Origin of the sequence: Streptomyces sp. NPDC021562, from assembly GCF_040640875.1 — a bacterium.
Taxonomy (GTDB): domain Bacteria; phylum Actinomycetota; class Actinomycetes; order Streptomycetales; family Streptomycetaceae; genus Streptomyces.
This window is the reverse complement of the sequence record NZ_JBFACN010000013.1, coordinates 179,944-197,466: the sequence shown is the minus strand read 5'-3', so window position 1 is coordinate 197,466 and position 17,523 is coordinate 179,944. Positions and strand designations below refer to the sequence as shown.

The following is a 17,523-nucleotide window of genomic DNA, read 5'->3' as shown; positions in this document are numbered from 1 at the left end:
TACGACGGAGGGCGCATGTCCGAGCACGAGACACAGGTCCAGGGTCACTGCGCACCGCGCTTCACGGCGGTGCGCAAGGCGTTCGAGGAGAACTTCCGGGACCGGGAGGAGCTGGGCGCCGCCGTCGCGGTGACGGTCGGTGGCGAGACGGTGGTGGACCTGTGGGGCGGCTGGGCCGATCCGGCGCGCACCCGGCCGTGGGAGCGGGACACCCTGGTCAACGTCTGGTCCACGACCAAGGGGCCGGTGGCCCTGTGCGCGCACATCCTGGTCGACCGGGGGCTGCTGGACCTCGACGCGCCGGTGGCCGCGTACTGGCCCGAGTTCGCGGCGGCGGGCAAGGAGCGGATCCTCGTCCGCCATCTGCTGTCACACCGCGCCGGCCTGTCCGGCCTGCGCGAGCCGCACTCCCTCCAGCAGCTCTACGACTGGGAGTTGACGACCGCGCGGCTGGCGGCGACGGAGCCCTGGTGGGAGCCGGGGACCAGGTCCGGGTACCACGCGCTGACCTACGGCTTCCTGGTCGGCGAGGTGGTGCGGCGGGTGTCGGGGCTGCTGCCGGGGGCGTTCCTGGCGCGGGAGGTGACCGGGCCGCTGGGGATCGACTTCACCGTCGGGCTGCCGGAGACGGAGTCCGGGCGGGCGGCCGAGCTGACCCATCCACGGGTCGTTTCGGACAGTGAACAGGCCGCTGTCTTCAGCCAGTTGGCACCCGCCGCGGTGGCGGCCCTCGCCAACCCGGGGGTGGGGGCGTCGGCGGCGAACACCCCCGAGTGGCGGGCGGCCGAGATCCCGGCGGCCAACGGGCACGGCACCGCACGGGCGGTCGCCGCGCTGTACGGCGTGTTCGCGGGCCGGGGCGAGTACGGCGGTCTGCGCCTGCTGTCGCCCGAGGCCGCCGAACGGGTGCGTGAGGGGCAGGGCAGCTGCCGCGACCTGGTGCTCGGAGCCGGTTTCGAGCACGAGACCGAGGTCGCGCTCGGGCTGTGGCTGAGCGGTGCGAACGGCTCGTACGGGCCGAACCCGCGGGCCGTCGGACACGACGGCTTCGGCGGCTCCTGCGGGCTGGCCGACCCGGAGGCGGGTGTCTCGCTCGGGTACGTCATGAACCGCATGGGGCCGCGGATCGCGGACGACCCGCGCAAGACGGCCCTGGTGGCCGCCGTGTACGCGAGCCTGTGAGGCCGGTGCTCGGCGAGGCCGCGCCCGGCACTCGGCGAGGTCGCGCGGTTTCGGCCGAATCCGGTGGGAGGCCCTTCCCTGATGGTTTAGACCAATGCTAGATGTGGTCGCGCACCGAATCCGCACGGCTACGTCTTGTCATCCACAGGAGGCCGCGGCATGGCCCGCACCGGCGTGACCCGCACCATCCCGCACGACCGTCCCGAGATCGACCCCGGTGGCGACCCCAGCAGCGAAGGACAGCCCCTGTACTGGCGGATCGCGACACGGCTCCTCGGCGAACTGCACGACGGCACCGTCCCCCCGGGCGAACGGCTGCCGTCGGAGCGGGAGTTGGCCCGGCACTTCGGAGTCAGCCGGGAGACCGTGCGGCAGGCGCTGGAGGTACTGCGGCGCAGCGGACTGGTCGCCACCGACCGGCGGGGCAGTCACGCCACGCTGCCCGGGCGTCCGGTGGAGAGGCCGGTGTGCCTGGCCTTCCCGGTGGGCGCCGGGACCGTCGACCACGGCGCGGTGGACCGGACCACCGTGACCTGGGAGGAGCCGCCGCCCGAGCACGCGGCGGCGCTCGGGCTGGCCCCGCACCGGCCGACCCTGGTGCACCGCTACGAGTCCGCGGCACCCGACGGCCGGTCCCTGCGCACCGCCGTCACCTCCTTCTCGGCGGTGGCCCTCACCGAGGTCGAGGAGCTGGGCCGGTACCGGGACCGGGCCGACGGCACCTCCGCCACCACCGCGCAACTGCGCCGCGCCTACGACTGGATGCGCAAGGCGGGCCTGGCCCTGCACCACCGGGACTCGATCACCCAGGTCGCCGACGCGGCCACGGTCCGGGTGACCCGCCGGGTGCACGACCAGTACGCCCGCCCGCTGGAGATCACCGACCTGGTGGTGGACGCCCAGCAGGACATGCTGGTCTACGAGTTCACGGTGCCCGCCCTGGACTGACCCCGGCGGCCCACGACCAGCCGGGCGCGCGGGCTGCCGTCGTCGCGGGCGCCCAACCCGGGCAGCGCGTACAGGTCGGTCTCGAACCCCGCCCGCGCCAGCTCGCCCAGCACGTCGCCGAGCCGGAAGGCCCGGTAGTACATGACGAACGGCGGCCGCCACAGGGCGTTGCGCACCCGCATCACGGCGTCGAAGCCGAGCAGCGTCCAGAACGCGGGGCTGCCGGGGCGGGGCGGCGCCACCACCGGGAAGGCGAAGGTGCCGCCCGGTCGCAGCACCGAGTGGACCTGGCCGAAGAGGCCGGGCAGCTCCCGGGGCAGGAAGTGCCCGAACGCCCCGAAGCTGACGACCAGGTCGAAGGCCGGCCCGAACGGCAGGGCCCGGGCGTCGGCCTGCACCCAGGTGACGTCGGGACCGTCGGGCGGGGGCAGCCGCCGGGCGACGTCGAGCATGCCGGCGCTGAAGTCGACGCCCGTGACACTCCTGCGGCACACCTGGGCCAGCACGTCCAGACCGGCGCCGGTGCCGCAGCACAGGTCGAGACCGTCCGCGAACGGACCGAGCGGGGTGAGCACCTGCGCGACCGACTCCAGGACCGTGTCCGGCGTCCGGAAGGGGGTGTGGTCGAACTTCGAGGCCAGCAGGTCGTAGCCGTGCTCGACCGAGGACAGTGCCTGCACGGCGAGTTCTCGGAGACTCGGTCCCTCGGGGCTGAACATCCGGCCAGCCTACGGGAGCGCGGTCACCGCGGCGTCGCCGACGAGGTGGCCCCGCCGGTCGTTCACCTCCTGTCCGACGGAGCGACGTACATCGACCAGGTCTGCGCGTCAGCCCTTGAGCTGTTCCAGCGTGGACTTGGTGTCGGTCTTCAGCCAGCCCGTCACGTCGCCCAGCGCCGGCGGGTTCTTGTCGCTCTCGTACGACGAGAGGTACACGCTGTAGCTCATCGTGTACGTCATCCAGCCGTCCCGCACCGCGAGGGTCGCGTACCGCGAGCCGCTGGTGGTGGAGCCGCTGCTGGTGTCCTGGGTCACCAGGTACGCCTCGTCGCCCATACCCCGCACCGGCGTCACGTCGTAATCGGTGTGGCTGTCGCCGTAGTTCTTCCAGGTTGCGGTGAACTCCGGTCCCGGGTCGGTCTTCTTGTGCAGGTCGACCTGCATGGACAGATAGGCGTCCGCGTACGTGGACCCGGTCTTCTTCAGACTGAGACTGCAGGAACTCTCGTCCAGGGCCGGGTCCTTCAGCGTGTTCTTGGTCGGGGCCGAGTCGTCGACCGGGTACTCGTCCTTGAACGACGAGTAGTCCGCGCCCGAGCACAGGTTCGCGGGCGCCTGGTAGCCGCGCAGGTCGGCGGCGGTCCCGAAGCCGCCGGTCAGGAAGAGGCCGCCCGCCCAGGCGGCGGAGGCGGCCACCGCGCCCACGACGGCCCACAGCACCGCTCTCCCGGCGGCGCCGCCCCGGCCGGACGGCGGTGCGGCCGGCGGCGGGTAGCCGTAACCGGGCGGTCCCGCATAGGGGTTGGCCGGTGTCGGCTGGGCGGGCTGGTTGACGAGGGTCGGCTGAGCGTAGGGGTTCGGCGGGGGCGGCGACTGCGGGTTCGGATACGGGTAGGCGGTCGGCTGCGGTGGCGCCACGGGCGGCTGGGGGGCAGCGGAGTCGGACTGCTGCGGAGCGGCGGACCCGGGTTGCTGCGGGGCGGCGGGTTCGGGCTGCTGAGGTGAGGCAGGCGGCTGTTGCGGTGGCGTGGACATGTCGTGAAGATAAGGCATAACCCGACATCAAGTCCCGTGCGCAGCAGAACTGTTGTCGCATCATGACCGCGGGCCCGCCGCACGGACCGCGCGGCGGACGCCGCGCCCACGGCTGCCAGTGAGCGCGTCACTCCGCCGGCGTCGTTGTCGCGGCCGAACACGGTGGCACCCTCTGCCGCGAGCACCTGCGCCGCGGCCCGGCCGGGAATATCGGTGCCCGGCATCATGTTGACGCTGCCGGAACCGTGGGTATAGTGCGATCAGCACGTACGGTCGCCCGGCATCGGGCGCCGCGTGCGGTTCCCCCTTCCTCCGGACGTGCCGTCCGTCGCTCAGCGACCGGCCGCCGGCTTCTCCGCACCACCTCGTGACCAGGGCTCCCATGCCGTTCCCGAGGTGCCGTTCCCGCCGCACGGAGGCCTGCGTGTACGCCCTCCCGCTCGCGGCCCACTCCCCCTTCCTGCCCTGTCCTCCGTCCTCGAAAGGACCCCTCTCATGACCACCACACTCGAACCTCCCGTACAGCAGCAGGCGCAGCCCGCCACCCGTCCCGTCACCGGTGTCCTCGACATCGACGCGGCCGGCAAGGGGCAGCTGCGGGCCCCGAGCTGCCTGCCCTCCCCCGGCGACCCGCAGGTCTCCCCCGCGCTGATCCGCCGTCACGGCCTGCGCCGGGGCGACCTCGTCGAGGGCGTCCGGGGTGACCGGCGCACGCTGACCGAGGTCACGCGCGTCAACGGCCGTACCCCTGGGGAACTGCGCGACCGGCGCCACTTCCGCGACCTGACCCCGCTGCACCCGAACGAGCGAATCCGCCTGGAGCACCCGGCGGCCGGGCTCGCCGGACGGGTCGCCGACCTGTTCACGCCCGTCGGCAAGGGGCAGCGCGGGCTGATCGTGGCCCCTCCGAAGACCGGCAAGACCGTGCTGCTCCAGCAGTTCGCGGCCGCCGTCGCCGGCAACCACCCCGAGGCCCATCTGATGGTGCTGCTGCTCGACGAGCGCCCCGAGGAAGTCACCGACATGCGGCGCTCGGTGCGCGGCGAGGTGTACGCCTCCACCTTCGACCGGCCCGCGAAGGAGCACATCGCCCTCGCCGAACTCGTCGTCGAGCGCGCCAAGCGGCTCGTCGAGGACGGCAGGGACGTCGTCATCCTGCTCGACTCGCTGACGCGGCTGTGCCGGGCCCACAACAACGCGGCCGCCTCCCACGGCCGTACGCTCAGCGGCGGTGTCGACGCCGGTGCGCTGCTCGGCCCCAAGCGGTTCTTCGGCGCCGCCCGCAAGGCCGAGGAGGGCGGCTCGCTGACCATCCTCGCCACCGTCCTGGTGGACACCGGCTCCCGGGCCGACGGCTACTTCTTCGAGGAGCTGAAGAGCACCGGCAACATGGAGCTGCGCCTGGACCGCGAGCTTGCCTCCCGGCGGGTCTTCCCCGCCGTGGACATCGCCCCCTCCGGTACCCGCCGCGAGGAACTCCTCCTCGCTCCGGCCGAGTTGGCCGTCGTCCAGGGACTGCGCCGGGCGTTGCAGAGCCGGGAGAGCACGCCGGGCGGCCCGGAGACGCTCCTGCAGCGGATGCGGGAGACCCCGGACAACGCCGCCTTCCTGCGCCGGGTCCAGCCGACCCTGCCGACGGGCTGACGCCTCGCGCCGGGCCGACGCCTCGCGCGGGACCGACGCGGGACGCCCCGTGTGCGGCATCCGGGTTGCTCAGCGCGTCCATCCGGCCCTGGCCACGCGCCGTAGGACGCGACCCTTCCTACGTTGATCGTATGACGATCGGATTGACTGACCGATTTCCGCGCCGGGCGACGGTGTCCACCTGCGCCCTCTGCCTGGCCGGGCTGCTGGCACTGGCACCCGCCACGGCCGCCGCGGAGGCCACCGCGCCCGCCCCGGCGTCGGCGGTGCCCGGGCCGGCGCTGCTCTACCGCTCCGGCGTCCAGGTCCGGCCGCACGCCGGGGCGCCCGCGGTCCCGGACGTCTCCGCGCTCTCCTGGCTGGTGGCCGACGCGGACAGCGGCCAGGTGCTGGCGGCGCACGAGGCACACCGCAGGCTGCCGCCGGCCAGCACGCTGAAGACCCTGTTCGCGCTCACCGTGCTGCCGGTGCTGCCCGCCGGCCTGGAGCACCGGGTGACCTCCGCGGAACTCGCGGACGTCGAGGAGGGCAGCAGCCTGGTCGGCGTCGAGGAGGGGCACACCTACCGGGTGGCGGACCTGTGGCGGGGCGTCTTCCTCAGCTCGGGCAACGACGCCGTGCACGTCCTGGCCGCGCTCGACGGCGGCTGGGACCGCACCGTCACCCTGATGCAGAGCAAGGCCCGCTCCCTGGGCGCCCTGGACACGCAGGTGGAGTCCCCCGACGGCTACGACGCACCGGGCCAGGTCTCCTCGGCCTACGACCTGGCGGTGTTCGGCCGGGCCGGGCTGCGCAATCCCGACTTCGCCCGCTACTGCTCCACCGCCGAGGCCCGGTTCCCGGCCGGCCGCGGCTGGTCGTTCGGCATCGAGAACACCAACCGGCTGCTGACCGGTGAGGACGGCGTCGAGCGGTACCCCGGCATGATCGGGATCAAGAACGGCTACACCAGCAACGCCGGCAACACCCTGGTCGCCGCCGCCCGACGGGGCGGCCGGACCCTGGTGGTGACCGTGCTGAACCCCCAGGACGGCGGGGTGTACGACGAGGCCCGTCAGCTGCTCGACTGGGGCTTCGGCGCGGCCGGACGGGTCGATCCGGTGGGCTCGCTGGACGCGCTGCGCCCCGCCCCGCGGCCGGGTCCGAGCACCGTGCCGATGGCGGCGGACACGGCATCGGGGAACGGCTCCGGCTGGCCGGACACGGCCGTCGTCCTGGCGTGCGCGGCACTCGGCGCGGGGGCGGTGACCCTGGCGACGCGGCTCAGGGGCGACCGCGCCGGCCGGTCCGAGGGCACCGGTGGGTCCGAGGGCTCCGGCCGGACCGAGGGCTCCGGTCCGGCCGGCCGCGGCTGACCCGTCGGCAGGCCGCACAGCAGGCCCAGCGTGACCCACGTGTAGAGGTTGCTGCCGAGCAAGCCGTCGATGCCGGACGCGTCGTCGACCCACAGCCACACCACGCTGGTGCACATCACGGCGTACAGGGCGCCCGCGATCCGCGGGTACCCGGCGCGGGCCAGGACCACGAACGACGGCAGCACCCACACCAGGTGGTGCACCCAGGTGATGGGGCTGACCAGGCAGGCGGCGAGACCGGTGAGCGCGAAGGCCGCCGTCCAGTCTCCGGCGGCCACCGCCCTGCGGGTCCGCCACCCCCACACGGCCAGCGTCAGCAGGACGACGGTCGCCCACAGCGGCTTGTCCGGATGACCGAGCCGGGCCAGCACCCCCTGGAGCGACTGGTTGGACACGTAGTCGAGCCGGCCGACCCGGCCGGTGTCCCACAGCGCCCGCGTCCAGTAGAAGCGGGACGCCCCCGGGTCGGCCCAGGCGGCGAGCCCGGTGGCCGCGAGCGTCACGGCCGTGGCCGTCGCCGCCGCCCGCCATCTGCGGGCGAGCAGCAGCATGCCGATGAACAGCGCGGGCGTCAGCTTGACCGCGGCGGCGAGCCCGATCCCGGCACCCGCCCAGCGGCCCCGGCCGCTGCGCAGCAGACAGCAGTCGGCGAGGACCAGGGCGAGCAGCACCAGGTTCACCTGGCCGAAGCTGAAGGTGTCCCGCAGCGGCTCGAACAGCGCCAGCGCGCACAGCGCCAGCGCCCAGCGGTACCAGCCCAGGCGCCGCCAGCCGGGCCCGGCCAGGACGCGCAGCACGAACGCCAGCGCGGCCAGGTTGAGCAGCAGCGAGGCCGCGATGGCCAGCCGCAGCCCGACCAGTGCCATGGGCAGCATGCCGAGCGCGGCGAACGGCGGATAGGTGAAGCCGTACTCCGTGCCGGGCACCCGGTAGTCGTAGATCCGGCCGCCGTGGTGCACCCAGGTGTGCACGGTGCCGTAGTAGACGCGCAGGTCGAACCAGTCGCGCAGCAGCGGCACGGTGGCCGTGAACACGGTCACGGCGGCGACGAGCACCACGACCAGGAGCAGCCTGCCCCGCTCGGTCCCCGGCCCCCTCATGCCGTACGTCCCAGGGCCGGGGCCTGCGCCGCCTGGTGGGCCTGCCAGAGCACGACCACGCCGAGCACCCCGCCCAGGACGGCGAGGACCAGCTGGCCGGCGTCGGCGGGACCGCCGCTGGGCAGGACGGCGAGGGCGAGCACGCCGGTGACGGCGGCGACCCGGTGCCGTACCGAGGTGGTGGGTGCCGCCGCGGCTATGAGGAAGAGGCCCCACAGGGCGTACCAGGGGCGGATCGCAGGGCCGAAGGCCGCGACCGCGGCGAGGCTGAGGCCGAGGGCGTAGACCGGGCGGGGCCGCAGGCGGACCCAGATCAGCAGGACGGTCAGCGCGGTCAGCGCCAGCCCGAGCAGGTGCCAGGCCGGCACGGCCAGCGGCGCCAGGGAGCTGCCGAAGTGCGCGAGGACCCGGCCCGTGGCCCGGCCGAGCAGGCTGCTGAGTGCCCAGTTGTGCGGGGAGACAGGGGTGTCGAGGGCCCTGATCCAGCCGTAGCCCGTCCCGGCGACGGCGGTCGCGACCACGGTCGTGGCCCCGGAGGCGGCGGCCGTCAGCAGGGTGGCCCGTGCCGGGCTGCGGCCCCTGCGGGCCTGTACGACGACGATCGCGAGCAGCCCCAGCGCGGCGGGCGCCTTGACCAGCGCCGCGAGCGTGACCAGCACGGCTCCCAGGACCGGCCACCGGCCGAGCGCCGCGACCAGGCCGAGGCCGAGCAGACCGAGCATGATCGCGTCGTTGTGGGCGCCCGCCACCAGGTGCAGCAGCACCAGCGGGTTGAGGGCGCCGAGCCAGAGGGCGGCGGCCGGGTCGGCGCCGCTGTGCCGGGCGAGCCGGGGCAGGGCGGCCGCCATCAGTCCGACGCCGAGCAGCGCCACCAGCCGCATCCCGAAGAGCCCGGCGGGAAGCTGGCCGCGGGTCAGTCCGGACAGCAGCGAGGCCACGCCCATGAACGCGGGGCCGTACGGGGCGGCGGTGTTCTGCCACACCGGGGCGACCTCGTCGGCGAGGGGGCCGCCGAGCTGCGCGGGGCCCGAGGTGTAGACGTCCATGTGGGCGTCGACCATCGCGCCCTGGGCGAGGTAGCTGTACACGTCCCGGCTGAAGAGCGGCGGTGCGAGCAGCAGGGGGGTCGCCCAGACGGCGAGCACCAGCAGCAGCCGGCGCGGAGTGGGCGGGTCGGCGCTGCGCACCAGGCGGCCGAGGAGCAGCCAGGCCGCGATCAGCAGGACGACGCCGAAGTAGACGCCGACCAGGCCGAACGCCGCCTGTACGGAGCCCGGTGCGAGCAGGTCCGCCACGGGCAGGGCGCCGGCCGTCTCACCTCCCAGGGCGAGGAAGGCGGTGCCGGCCAGGCCGAGTACCTGGCAGCGGCGGAGATCGACGGGGAAAGCCATGGCCAACACTGGGTCAGCGTGGCAAGGGTGGGTGGCCGTGGGGCGACGGCATGTTTGCCTGGGGGCGGCCCCGCTGTTACCGGTGGGTGGTGCGTCGTCGGGGCGCTCCGCAGCAGGGCGACGAAAGTTCTGGCTTCAGAACACCGACAGGCCCGTGAGTGTCGTGAATCTGTCCAGCGCCGCCACTCCCGCCACCGAGTTGCCGCGTTCGTCCAGACCGGGGCTCCACACGCACAGCGTGCAGCGGCCCGGCACCACCGCGATGATCCCGCCCCCGACCCCGCTCTTGCCGGGCAGCCCGACCCGGTAGGCGAAGTCGCCGGCCGCGTCGTACGTGCCGCAGGTCAGCATCACCGCGTTGACCTGCTTGGCCTGGCTCCTGGTGAGGAGGCGGGTGCCGTCGGCGCGGATGCCGTGGCGGGCCAGGAAGGTGGTGGCCAGCGCGAGGTCGGCGCAGGACGCGGCGACGGAACACTGCCGGAAGTACTGGTCGAGGAGGACCGGGATCTCGTTGTCGATGTTGCCGTAGGAGGCCATGAAGTGGGCGAGTGCGGCGTTGCGGTCGCCGTGCTGGGACTCGGAGGCGGCGACCTCCTTGTCGAAGTCCAGCGAGGGGTTGCCGCTCTCCGCCCGCAGGAAGCCCAGGAGCTCGCCGGCCGCGTCGCCGGTACGGGTCTGGAGGCGGTCGGTGACGACCAGGGCGCCCGCGTTGATGAAGGGGTTGCGCGGGATGCCGTTCTCGTACTCCAGCTGGACCAGGGAGTTGAAGGGGTTGCCGGAGGGTTCGCGGCCGACGTGTTCCCAGAGTTCGTCGCCCTCGCGGGCCAGGTCGAGGGCGAGGGTGAAGACCTTGGTGATGGACTGCGTGGAGAACGGCTGCCGCCAGTCGCCCACGCCGTAGACCGTGCCGTCCAGCTCGGCCACGGCCATGCCGAAGCTGCGGGGGTCGCAGGCCGCGAGCGCCGGGATGTAGTCGGCGGTACGGCCGCGCCCCGGGGTGCGGCCTATGTCCTCGGCTATGCGCTCCAGGACCGGCAGGAAGGCGGGGGACGACGTCGTTGTCATGATCACCATTGTGCCTCCGGGCCGGTCCTGGTGCGTACGCGCAGGTCAGGCGAGCGGCGACCCGGTGCCGGCGACGACCTCGGGCCGCAGCAGGTCGGCAAGCCGCTCGGCCGGCAACAGGCCCTTCTCCAGTACCAGTTCGGCGACACCGCGGCCGGTGGCGAGGGCCTCCTTGGCGATGTCGGTGGCCGCCGTGTATCCGATGTGCGGGTTGAGGGCGGTGACCAGGCCGATGGAGTTCTCGACGGTCGCGCGCAGCACCTCGGTGTTGGCGGTGATGCCGTCGACGCAGCGTTCGGCCAGCGTGAGGCAGGCGTTGCGCAGGTGCGTGATGCTCTCCGACAGGGAGTGCAGGATGATCGGCTCGAACGCGTTGAGCTGGAGCTGCCCCGCCTCGGCGGCCATGGTGATGGCCACGTCGTTGCCGATGACCTCGAAGGCGACCTGGTTGACGACCTCCGGGATCACCGGGTTGACCTTGCCGGGCATGATCGACGAGCCGGCCTGCACCGGCGGCAGGTTGATCTCCCCGAGTCCGGCCCGCGGCCCGGAGGACAGCAGCCGCAGGTCGTTGCAGCCCTTGCTGAGCTTGACCGCGATCCGCTTGAGCACGCCGGACATCTGGACGAAGGCACCGCAGTCCTGGGTCGCCTCGACCAGGTTGGCGGCGGTGACCAGGGGCAGTCCGGTGATCTCGGCGAGGTGACGGCGGGCCGACTCGGCGTATCCGGGGGGCGCGTTCAGCCCCGTGCCGATGGCGGTGGCGCCGAGGTTGATCTCATGAATGAGCTCGACGGCCTCGGCGAGCCGGCTGCGGTCCTCGTCGAGCATCACGGCGAAGGTGGAGAACTCCTGCCCGAGCGTCATGGGCACCGCGTCCTGCAACTGCGTACGGCCCATCTTCAGCACGTCACGGAACTCGACGGCCTTGCGTCCGAAGGAGTCCTGCAGCACGGCCATCGCCCGCAGCAGCCCACGCACCGCGAACACGGTCGCTATCTTGACGGCGGTCGGGTAGACGTCGTTGGTCGACTGCCCCAGGTTGACGTCCTCGTTGGGGTGCAGGTACCGGTACTCCCCCTTCTGATGCCCCATCAACTCCAGTGCCCGGTTGGCGACGACCTCGTTGGCATTCATGTTCGTCGACGTACCGGCACCGCCCTGGATGACGTCGACGACGAACTGGTCGTGCAGCTTGCCGCCGCGGATCTCCCGGCAGGCGGCGACGATGGCGGCCGCCTTCTCGGGCGCCAGCAGCCCCAGTTCCTCGTTGGCGAGGGCGGCGGCCTCCTTGACGGCGGCGAGGGCGTCGATCAGGTGCGGGTAGGCGGAGATCGGCGTACCGGTGATCGGGAAGTTCTCGGTCGCCCGCAGGGTGTGCACACCCCAGTACGCGTCGACGGGCACATCCCGGTCACCGAGCAGATCGTGTTCGCTGCGACTGGTCATGGGTTCCTGTTCCAAAAGAGTGAGGGTAAAGCGCCCCGTAAGGGGCGCGGGGCGTTATTGATATGCGGCTGCCGCCGCGCGGGCGCGACCAGCCACACCCGGCCCGCAGCCGCAGAACGACAAGTCCACGCAGACGACTAGGCGCAAACCGCAACCGGCTCCAGCGAACGCACGGGCCGCACACACCCGACCGGCCGCCCACCGCCGAGGAGCGCCTCCCCGGCGAACTCCGTGAGCAGCGACGGGTCCACCCCGGCCCTGGCCAGAGCGGCCGCAGCCACCGGCACCCGCGCCCGGTCCGCCCCGTCGGCGATCTTCACGGCCACCGCACGGCCGTCCGCCAGCGCGGCGACCTGCACGCCCTCGAAGCCGTCCTTGGCGAGCAGCCCCGGCACGGCCGCCATCAGCGCGGCCACGTCACGCCCGGCGCCGGACGCCATCTCGGCGTGCTCCCGCATCGCGTCGGCGACCTTCGCCTCGGGCGTGCCCGGCGCGGCGGCGGCGATCCGCGACACCGCGCGGGCCAGCCCGTGCAGGGAGATGGAGAACAGCGGCGCCCCGCAACCGTCCACGGTCGTCGCCGCCACCCGCTGCCCGGTCAGGTCCTCGACGATCTCGGCGATCGCCTGCTGGAGCGGGTGCGCCGGATCCAGGTAGTCGTCCAGCGACCAGCCGTTCAGCTTCGCGGTCCACAGCATCGCCGCGTGCTTGCCGGAGCAGTTCTGCGCGAGCCGCGAGGGCTGCCGGCCCTCGCGGATCCAGGTCTCCCGGACGGCGGCGCCGTACGGCATGTCGGGGACGTTGCGCAGGTCGTCCTCGGTCAGACCGGCGAGGCCGAGGATGCGCCGGGTCCCGGCGAGGTGGCGTTCCTCGCCGGAGTGGCTGGCGGCGGCCAGCGAGAGCAGGTCGCCGTCGAGGGGCAGCCCGGCCCGCAGCATCGCCACGGCCTGCACCGGCTTGAGGGCCGAGCGCGGGTAGAACGCGGCCTCGATGTCGCCGAGCTGGAACTGGACCCTGCCGTCGGCGTCCAGGACGACGACGGATCCGTAGTGGATGCCCTCGACGACCCCGCCGCGGATGAGGTGGGCGACGGGGGCGTGGAGGGGTTCACGGACGATGGGTGCGGCCGCGGGGGAACTGCTGTGCATCACTGCCTGGTCTCGGGTGAGGTGGGACGGACCGGTGCGCGGTTCACGCGTCGGATCCGGCGGACGAGCGCGCGAGACGGCCGCGGATGGCGTACCAGCCGGCGACCAGCGCGGCGACGATCAGCGGCAGGCACAGCACGGTGGTGCGTCCGGCGCCGCCGTCGGCGTACATGAGGACCAGGACGGAGGCGAGGAACGCCAGCGTCACGATCTCGGTCCAGGGGGAGCCCGGCAGTCGGTAGCCGGGGCGGGTGAGTTCGCCGCTCTGGGTCTTACGCCAGAAGAGCAGGTGACAGAGCATGATCATGCCCCAGGTGGCGAGGATGCCGATGGCCGCGAAGTTGAGGACGATCTCGAAGGCGTCGGCGGGGACCACGAAGTTGAGGCCCACACCGAGGACACAGATACCGCTGGTGAGCAGGATGCCGCCGTACGGGACCTGGCTGCGGCTCATCTTCGCGGTGAACTTGGGGGCGGAGCCGTTGACGGCCATGGAGCGCAGGATGCGGCCGGTCGAGTAGAGGCCGGAGTTGAGCGAGGACATGGCCGCGGTGAGGACGACGAGGTTCATCACGCCGCCGGCCGCCGGGACGCCGATGTGGGAGAGCACGGTGACGAAGGGGCTCTGGCCCGCCGAGTACTTGTTCCAGGGCAGCAGCATCGACAGCAGGACCACCGAGCCGACGTAGAACAGGCCGACCCGCCACATGATCGAGTTGATCGCCTTCGGCATGATCTGCTCGGGGTTCTCGGTCTCGCCGGCGGCGACGCCGACCAGTTCCACCGAGGCGTAGGCGAAGACGACGCCCTGGATGATCAGCAGCATCGGGAGCAGGCCGTTGGGGAAGACGCCGCCGTTGTCGGTGATCAGGGACGGGCCGGGGGTCGCGCCGTCCACGGGGTGCCGGGTGACCAGCAGGAAGATGCCGATGACCATGAAGACGACCAGGGCGCTGACCTTGACGATGGCGAACCAGAACTCCAGTTCGCCGAAGATCTTCACCGAGATCAGGTTCACGGTGAGGACCACGGCCAGGGCTATCAGGGCGATCACCCACTGCGGGATGTCGGAGAACATGCCCCAGTAGTGGGTGTAGGTGGCGACCGCGGTGATGTCGGCGATACCGGTGGTGGCCCAGTTCAGGAAGTACATCCAGCCGGCCGTGTAGGCGCCCTTCTCGCCCAGGAACTCCCGGGCGTACGACACGAAGGCGCCGGAGGACGGGCGGTACAGGACGAGTTCGCCGAGGGCGCGTACGACGAGGAAGGCGAAGACTCCGCAGACCGCGTACGCGACGAAGAGGGAGGGGCCCGCGTCGGCGAGGCGGCCGCCGGCGCCGAGGAAGAGGCCGGTGCCGATGGCGCCGCCGATGGCGATCATGTTGACGTGCCGGTGCTTCAGCGACTTGCTGTAGCCGTGGTCCCCGGCGTCGACGTGACGGGACGAGGGGCGCGTCTCGTCTTTGAGGTGCTGTTCGCTCACGCCTCGGTTCCGCCTTCCTTGTGCTGGACCGTGCGCGCGGGGCGCACGATGTGGGTGAGGGTGGTCTCGACGCGGTCCAGGTGGTGGCTCATGGCGTCCACGGCGTCGGGTTCGGAACCGTCCATCAGCGCTTCGACGATGGCCCGGTGCTCCCGGTTGGACTGCTCGCGGCGGAATCCGCCCAGTTCGTTGAGGAAGGCCGACTGACGCGCCAGTGCGTCCCGGATCTCCTCGATGACCCGGCGGAACACCGGGTTCTGGGCGGCCTCCGCCACGGCCAGGTGGAAGAGGGTGTCCATCGCGACCCACGCGGTGGTGTCCGTCTCCCGTTCCATGCGGTCGAGCAGATGGGTCAGGTGGTCCAGGTTCTCCGGGGTGCGGCGCAGCGCCGCGTACCCGGCGACCGGGATCTCGATGTGCCGGCGCACCTCCAGCAGGTCGCTGGCCGCGTAGTCGCCGAAGGTGGGGTCCTCGACGGCGTTCGCGACGACGAAGGTGCCCTTGCCGGTCTTGGAGACGGTCAGGCCCATCGTCTGCAGGGCCCGCAGGGCCTCGCGCAGGACGGGCCTGCTGATCTCCAGGGTGCGGCAGAGCTCCGCCTCCGAGGGGAGCTTGTCGCCGATGGCGTACTCGCCGCGCTCGATGGCGCCGCGCAGATGCCCCAGCACCGCCTCCATGGCGCTGATCCGCCGCGGAGGCTGCTGTCCGGCTGTCCGGCTGTCTGACAGGTTCACGGGTGAGATGTTCCGGGTTGCGGGACGAGGCTGTCAAGGTGTCGCGAAAGGAAACATTCACGGGGTGCGACACCTGAATGCGCAGGCGTCACACCCCGTGGCGGAGCGGTGACCGGGCGGGCGCCGGGGCGCCCGGCCGGTCAGGCGTTGACGGTCCCGGTGGCGAGCAGGCCGAAGACCACCAGGCCGATGACGATCCGGTAGATCACGAACGCGTTGAAGGAGTGCTTGGCGACGAACTTCAGCAGCCAGGCGATGGAGCCGTAGGCGACCACGAAGGAGACGATCGTGCCGACGGCCAGCGGTGCGGCGCCGACACCCGCGCCGAGGGCGTCCTTGAGCTCGTAGATGCCGGCGCCGGTCAGGGCCGGGATGCCGAGGAAGAAGGAGAGCCGGGTGGCGGCGACGCGGTCCAGGTCCAGGACGAGCGCGGTGGACATGGTGGCGCCGGACCGGGAGAAGCCGGGGAAGAGCAGGGCGAGGATCTGCGAGCAGCCGACCAGCATCGCGTCCTTGAAGGAGGTGTCGTCCTCACCGCGCTTGTGGCGGCCCATCTGGTCCGCGCACCACATCACACCGGACCCGACGATGAGCGAGCCGCCGACCACCCAGAGGGACCCGAGCGCACCGTCGATCAGCGGCTTGGCGGCGAGGCCCACCAGGACGATCGGGATGGTCGCGTAGATGACCCACCAGGCGAACTTGTAGTCGTGGTGGTAACGCTCCTGCTTGTTGGTCAGACCACGGAACCAGGCGGAGACGATCCGCTTGATGTCCTTGAAGAAGTAGACCAGCACGGCGGCGATGGCACCCACCTGGATGACGGCGGAGAACCCGACGACGGACTTGTCGTCGACGGGGATGTTCATGAGCCCCTCGGTGATCTTGAGGTGACCGGTGGAGGACACCGGGAGGAACTCCGTCACCCCCTCGACGACACCGAGGACGACGGCTTGACCGACGGAGATGGCGCTCATGGGATCCAGTTCTGCAGAGTTTGGTCGACAGTGCTGTAGACAGTCCTACAGCGCGCGGGTGTGAAGCAAGTTCTACGCCCACAGGGCCTGGGCGATCGCCGCCCCGGCGAAGGCCGCCCCGAGCCCGGCGACGAGACTCGCGACGACGTTGGCCGCAGCGTAGAGCCCCGCGCCGGTCTCGGTCAGCCGCAGTGTCTCGTAAGAGAACGTCGAGTACGTGGTCAGCGCCCCGCACAGGCCGGTGCCCAGCAGGAGCTGGAGGTGCGGGCTCGCGGCGCCCGCCGCGGCCGCGCCGGTCAGGAGGCCCAGGATCAGGCAGCCGGCGACGTTCACGACGAACGTACCCCAGGGGAAGACGGAGTCGTGCCGGGTCTGGACGGCACGGTCGGTGAGGTAGCGGAGCGGGGCACCGGCGGCGGCACCGAGGACGACCAGCAGCCAGTTCACAACGAGTTCTTACCTTCCGCGTCCGGTTCGCCCGGGTTGTCCGTCCGGCCGACATACCTGATGACCTCGCAGTCGTCCAAGGTCACCAGGCCTTCGGTCACCAGTTCGTCGAGCTGCGGCAGGAACGCCCGGATCCGCTCCTCGGTGTCCACGACCACCACCGCCACCGGCAGGTCCTCGCTGAGCGACAGCAGCCGGGAGGTGTGGATGCGGGAGGAGGCGCCGAAGCCCTCGACCCCCCGGAAGACGCTGGCGCCCGCGAGGCCGGCCGTGTGGGCGCGGTGCACGATCTCGCTGTAGAGGGGCCTGTGGTGCCAGGTGTCGTCCTCGCCGACGTAGACGGTCAGGCGCAGGGCGCGGCCGGTCAGTCTCGTCATCGCTGCCTCCGGGTGAGGACACGGCGGGTCGCGGTGGCCGCGCACCACACCGCCGCGAGGGCCGCGCACAGGGTCGCGGCGAGATAGGCGAGGCCGGTGGCGGGCCTGCCGTGGTCGACCAGCTTCTGGACGTCGACGGCGTAGGTGGAGAAGGTGGTGAAGCCGCCGAGGACACCGGTGCCGAAGAAGGGCCGGACCAGGCGGTGCGCGGGCAGTGCCTCGGTGATCAGGACCAGGAAGGCGCCGATCACCGCGCAGCCGGTGACGTTCGTCCAGAAGGTCGCCCAGGGGAACCCGCCCGTAGCGGTCGGCAGGGCCAGGGCGAGGGCGTAACGGGCCACCGCGCCGATCGCGCCGCCCGCCGCGACCACCGCGACGACCGGGGCCTGGGTACGCCATTCGGACCGACGCCGGGGCGTCGGCCGGGCATGGAGGCTCTCGGCTTCCGGGGCTGTCATGGGTCGTACGT

At 72.3% G+C, this 17,523-nt stretch carries 16 protein-coding genes and 1 pseudogene; 4 read left to right on the top strand and 13 right to left on the bottom strand.

Features of this window, described 5'->3' with window-relative positions; all coding sequences use genetic code 11:
• The first annotated feature begins 15 nt into the window (after positions 1-15).
• Both AB0G52_RS21955 and AB0G52_RS21950 read left to right on the top strand, forming a co-directional pair.
• A complete protein-coding gene (locus tag AB0G52_RS21955) occupies positions 16-1,182 on the top strand; it encodes a serine hydrolase domain-containing protein (protein ID WP_361338007.1) in 1,167 nt (388 codons plus the stop codon).
• Positions 1,183-1,341: 159 nt separating this feature from the next.
• Complete coding sequence (locus AB0G52_RS21950; protein ID WP_361338005.1) at positions 1,342-2,130, top strand: GntR family transcriptional regulator; 789 nt, start codon at positions 1,342-1,344, stop codon at positions 2,128-2,130.
• On the opposite strand, the gene AB0G52_RS21945 is transcribed toward AB0G52_RS21950, so the two are convergent.
• Together AB0G52_RS21945 and AB0G52_RS21940 are read right to left on the bottom strand one after the other, a co-directional pair.
• Entirely contained in the window at positions 2,100-2,849 is a 750-nt protein-coding gene (locus tag AB0G52_RS21945; RefSeq protein ID WP_361338003.1) for a class I SAM-dependent methyltransferase, read from the bottom strand. The two genes, AB0G52_RS21950 and AB0G52_RS21945, sit on opposite strands and share 31 nt — an antisense overlap.
• A 108-nt stretch (positions 2,850-2,957) precedes the next feature.
• Complete coding sequence (locus AB0G52_RS21940; RefSeq protein ID WP_361338001.1) at positions 2,958-3,884, bottom strand: hypothetical protein; 927 nt, start codon at positions 3,882-3,884, stop codon at positions 2,958-2,960.
• Between the two features lie 495 nt (positions 3,885-4,379).
• Between AB0G52_RS21940 and rho the strand changes: the two genes are divergently transcribed.
• Positions 4,380-5,528, top strand: a complete 1,149-nt coding sequence (gene rho / locus AB0G52_RS21935) for a transcription termination factor Rho (protein ID WP_361338000.1) — start codon at positions 4,380-4,382, stop codon at positions 5,526-5,528.
• Positions 5,529-5,659: 131 nt separating this feature from the next.
• Positions 5,660-6,652, top strand: a pseudogene (locus AB0G52_RS21930) (serine hydrolase); the annotation flags it as partial.
• On the opposite strand, the gene AB0G52_RS21925 reads toward AB0G52_RS21930, so the two are convergent.
• The 11 genes from AB0G52_RS21925 to crcB (AB0G52_RS21875) form a co-directional block, all read right to left on the bottom strand.
• Positions 6,583-7,983: a glycosyltransferase 87 family protein gene (locus AB0G52_RS21925; RefSeq protein ID WP_361337998.1), complete on the bottom strand. Its 1,401-nt coding sequence runs from the start codon at positions 7,981-7,983 to the stop codon at positions 6,583-6,585. The pseudogene AB0G52_RS21930 and the gene AB0G52_RS21925 overlap by 70 nt on opposite strands.
• Positions 7,980-9,374, bottom strand: a complete 1,395-nt coding sequence (gene mptB / locus AB0G52_RS21920) for a polyprenol phosphomannose-dependent alpha 1,6 mannosyltransferase MptB (protein ID WP_132887538.1) — start codon at positions 9,372-9,374, stop codon at positions 7,980-7,982. Before mptB ends, AB0G52_RS21925 begins: the two co-directional genes overlap by 4 nt.
• Positions 9,375-9,509: 135 nt before the next feature.
• The gene (locus AB0G52_RS21915) at positions 9,510-10,448 is read right to left on the bottom strand and encodes a glutaminase (protein ID WP_132887537.1); all 939 of its coding nucleotides are present in this window, start codon (positions 10,446-10,448) and stop codon (positions 9,510-9,512) included.
• Positions 10,449-10,484: 36 nt separating this feature from the next.
• Positions 10,485-11,888 (bottom strand): aspartate ammonia-lyase, encoded by a 1,404-nt coding sequence (gene aspA, locus AB0G52_RS21910; RefSeq protein WP_132887536.1) that lies wholly within the window; start codon positions 11,886-11,888, stop codon positions 10,485-10,487.
• A 137-nt stretch (positions 11,889-12,025) separates the two neighbouring features.
• Positions 12,026-13,036: an asparaginase gene (locus AB0G52_RS21905; RefSeq protein WP_361337995.1), complete on the bottom strand. Its 1,011-nt coding sequence runs from the start codon at positions 13,034-13,036 to the stop codon at positions 12,026-12,028.
• Positions 13,037-13,079: 43 nt separating this feature from the next.
• Complete coding sequence (locus AB0G52_RS21900) at positions 13,080-14,519, bottom strand: amino acid permease (RefSeq protein WP_132887534.1); 1,440 nt, start codon at positions 14,517-14,519, stop codon at positions 13,080-13,082.
• Entirely contained in the window at positions 14,516-15,196 is a 681-nt protein-coding gene (locus AB0G52_RS21895) for a FadR/GntR family transcriptional regulator (RefSeq protein ID WP_361338093.1), read from the bottom strand. The genes AB0G52_RS21900 and AB0G52_RS21895 overlap by 4 nt, the downstream gene beginning before the upstream one ends.
• Before the next feature lie 197 nt (positions 15,197-15,393).
• Positions 15,394-16,230, bottom strand: a complete 837-nt coding sequence (locus AB0G52_RS21890) for an undecaprenyl-diphosphate phosphatase (protein ID WP_132887533.1) — start codon at positions 16,228-16,230, stop codon at positions 15,394-15,396.
• Positions 16,231-16,302: 72 nt separating this feature from the next.
• A complete protein-coding gene (crcB, locus tag AB0G52_RS21885; RefSeq protein WP_132887532.1) occupies positions 16,303-16,677 on the bottom strand; it encodes a fluoride efflux transporter CrcB in 375 nt (124 codons plus the stop codon).
• Positions 16,674-17,054 (bottom strand): DUF190 domain-containing protein, encoded by a 381-nt coding sequence (locus AB0G52_RS21880; RefSeq protein ID WP_132887531.1) that lies wholly within the window; start codon positions 17,052-17,054, stop codon positions 16,674-16,676. The genes crcB (AB0G52_RS21885) and AB0G52_RS21880 overlap by 4 nt, the downstream gene beginning before the upstream one ends.
• Positions 17,051-17,512, bottom strand: coding sequence for a fluoride efflux transporter CrcB (gene crcB, locus AB0G52_RS21875; protein ID WP_361337992.1), 462 nt, complete (start codon positions 17,510-17,512; stop codon positions 17,051-17,053). The genes AB0G52_RS21880 and crcB (AB0G52_RS21875) overlap by 4 nt, the downstream gene beginning before the upstream one ends.
• Between the last annotated feature and the right edge of the window lie 11 nt (positions 17,513-17,523).

What these genes read in the sequence shown, in the direction of transcription:
- AB0G52_RS21955 (WP_361338007.1), top strand. Translation starts at nt 16, where the DNA reads ATGTCCGAGCACGAGACACAGGTCCAGGGTCACTGCGCACCGCGCTTC.
- AB0G52_RS21950 (WP_361338005.1), top strand. Translation starts at nt 1,342, where the DNA reads ATGGCCCGCACCGGCGTGACCCGCACCATCCCGCACGACCGTCCCGAG.
- AB0G52_RS21945 (WP_361338003.1), bottom strand. Translation starts at nt 2,849, where the DNA reads ATGTTCAGCCCCGAGGGACCGAGTCTCCGAGAACTCGCCGTGCAGGCA.
- AB0G52_RS21940 (WP_361338001.1), bottom strand. Translation starts at nt 3,884, where the DNA reads ATGTCCACGCCACCGCAACAGCCGCCTGCCTCACCTCAGCAGCCCGAA.
- rho (WP_361338000.1), top strand. Translation starts at nt 4,380, where the DNA reads ATGACCACCACACTCGAACCTCCCGTACAGCAGCAGGCGCAGCCCGCC.
- AB0G52_RS21925 (WP_361337998.1), bottom strand. Translation starts at nt 7,983, where the DNA reads ATGAGGGGGCCGGGGACCGAGCGGGGCAGGCTGCTCCTGGTCGTGGTG.
- mptB (WP_132887538.1), bottom strand. Translation starts at nt 9,374, where the DNA reads ATGGCTTTCCCCGTCGATCTCCGCCGCTGCCAGGTACTCGGCCTGGCC.
- AB0G52_RS21915 (WP_132887537.1), bottom strand. Translation starts at nt 10,448, where the DNA reads ATGGTGATCATGACAACGACGTCGTCCCCCGCCTTCCTGCCGGTCCTG.
- aspA (WP_132887536.1), bottom strand. Translation starts at nt 11,888, where the DNA reads ATGACCAGTCGCAGCGAACACGATCTGCTCGGTGACCGGGATGTGCCC.
- AB0G52_RS21905 (WP_361337995.1), bottom strand. Translation starts at nt 13,036, where the DNA reads ATGCACAGCAGTTCCCCCGCGGCCGCACCCATCGTCCGTGAACCCCTC.
- AB0G52_RS21895 (WP_361338093.1), bottom strand. Translation starts at nt 15,196, where the DNA reads ATGGAGGCGGTGCTGGGGCATCTGCGCGGCGCCATCGAGCGCGGCGAG.
- AB0G52_RS21890 (WP_132887533.1), bottom strand. Translation starts at nt 16,230, where the DNA reads ATGAGCGCCATCTCCGTCGGTCAAGCCGTCGTCCTCGGTGTCGTCGAG.
- AB0G52_RS21880 (WP_132887531.1), bottom strand. Translation starts at nt 17,054, where the DNA reads ATGACGAGACTGACCGGCCGCGCCCTGCGCCTGACCGTCTACGTCGGC.
- crcB (WP_361337992.1), bottom strand. Translation starts at nt 17,512, where the DNA reads ATGACAGCCCCGGAAGCCGAGAGCCTCCATGCCCGGCCGACGCCCCGG.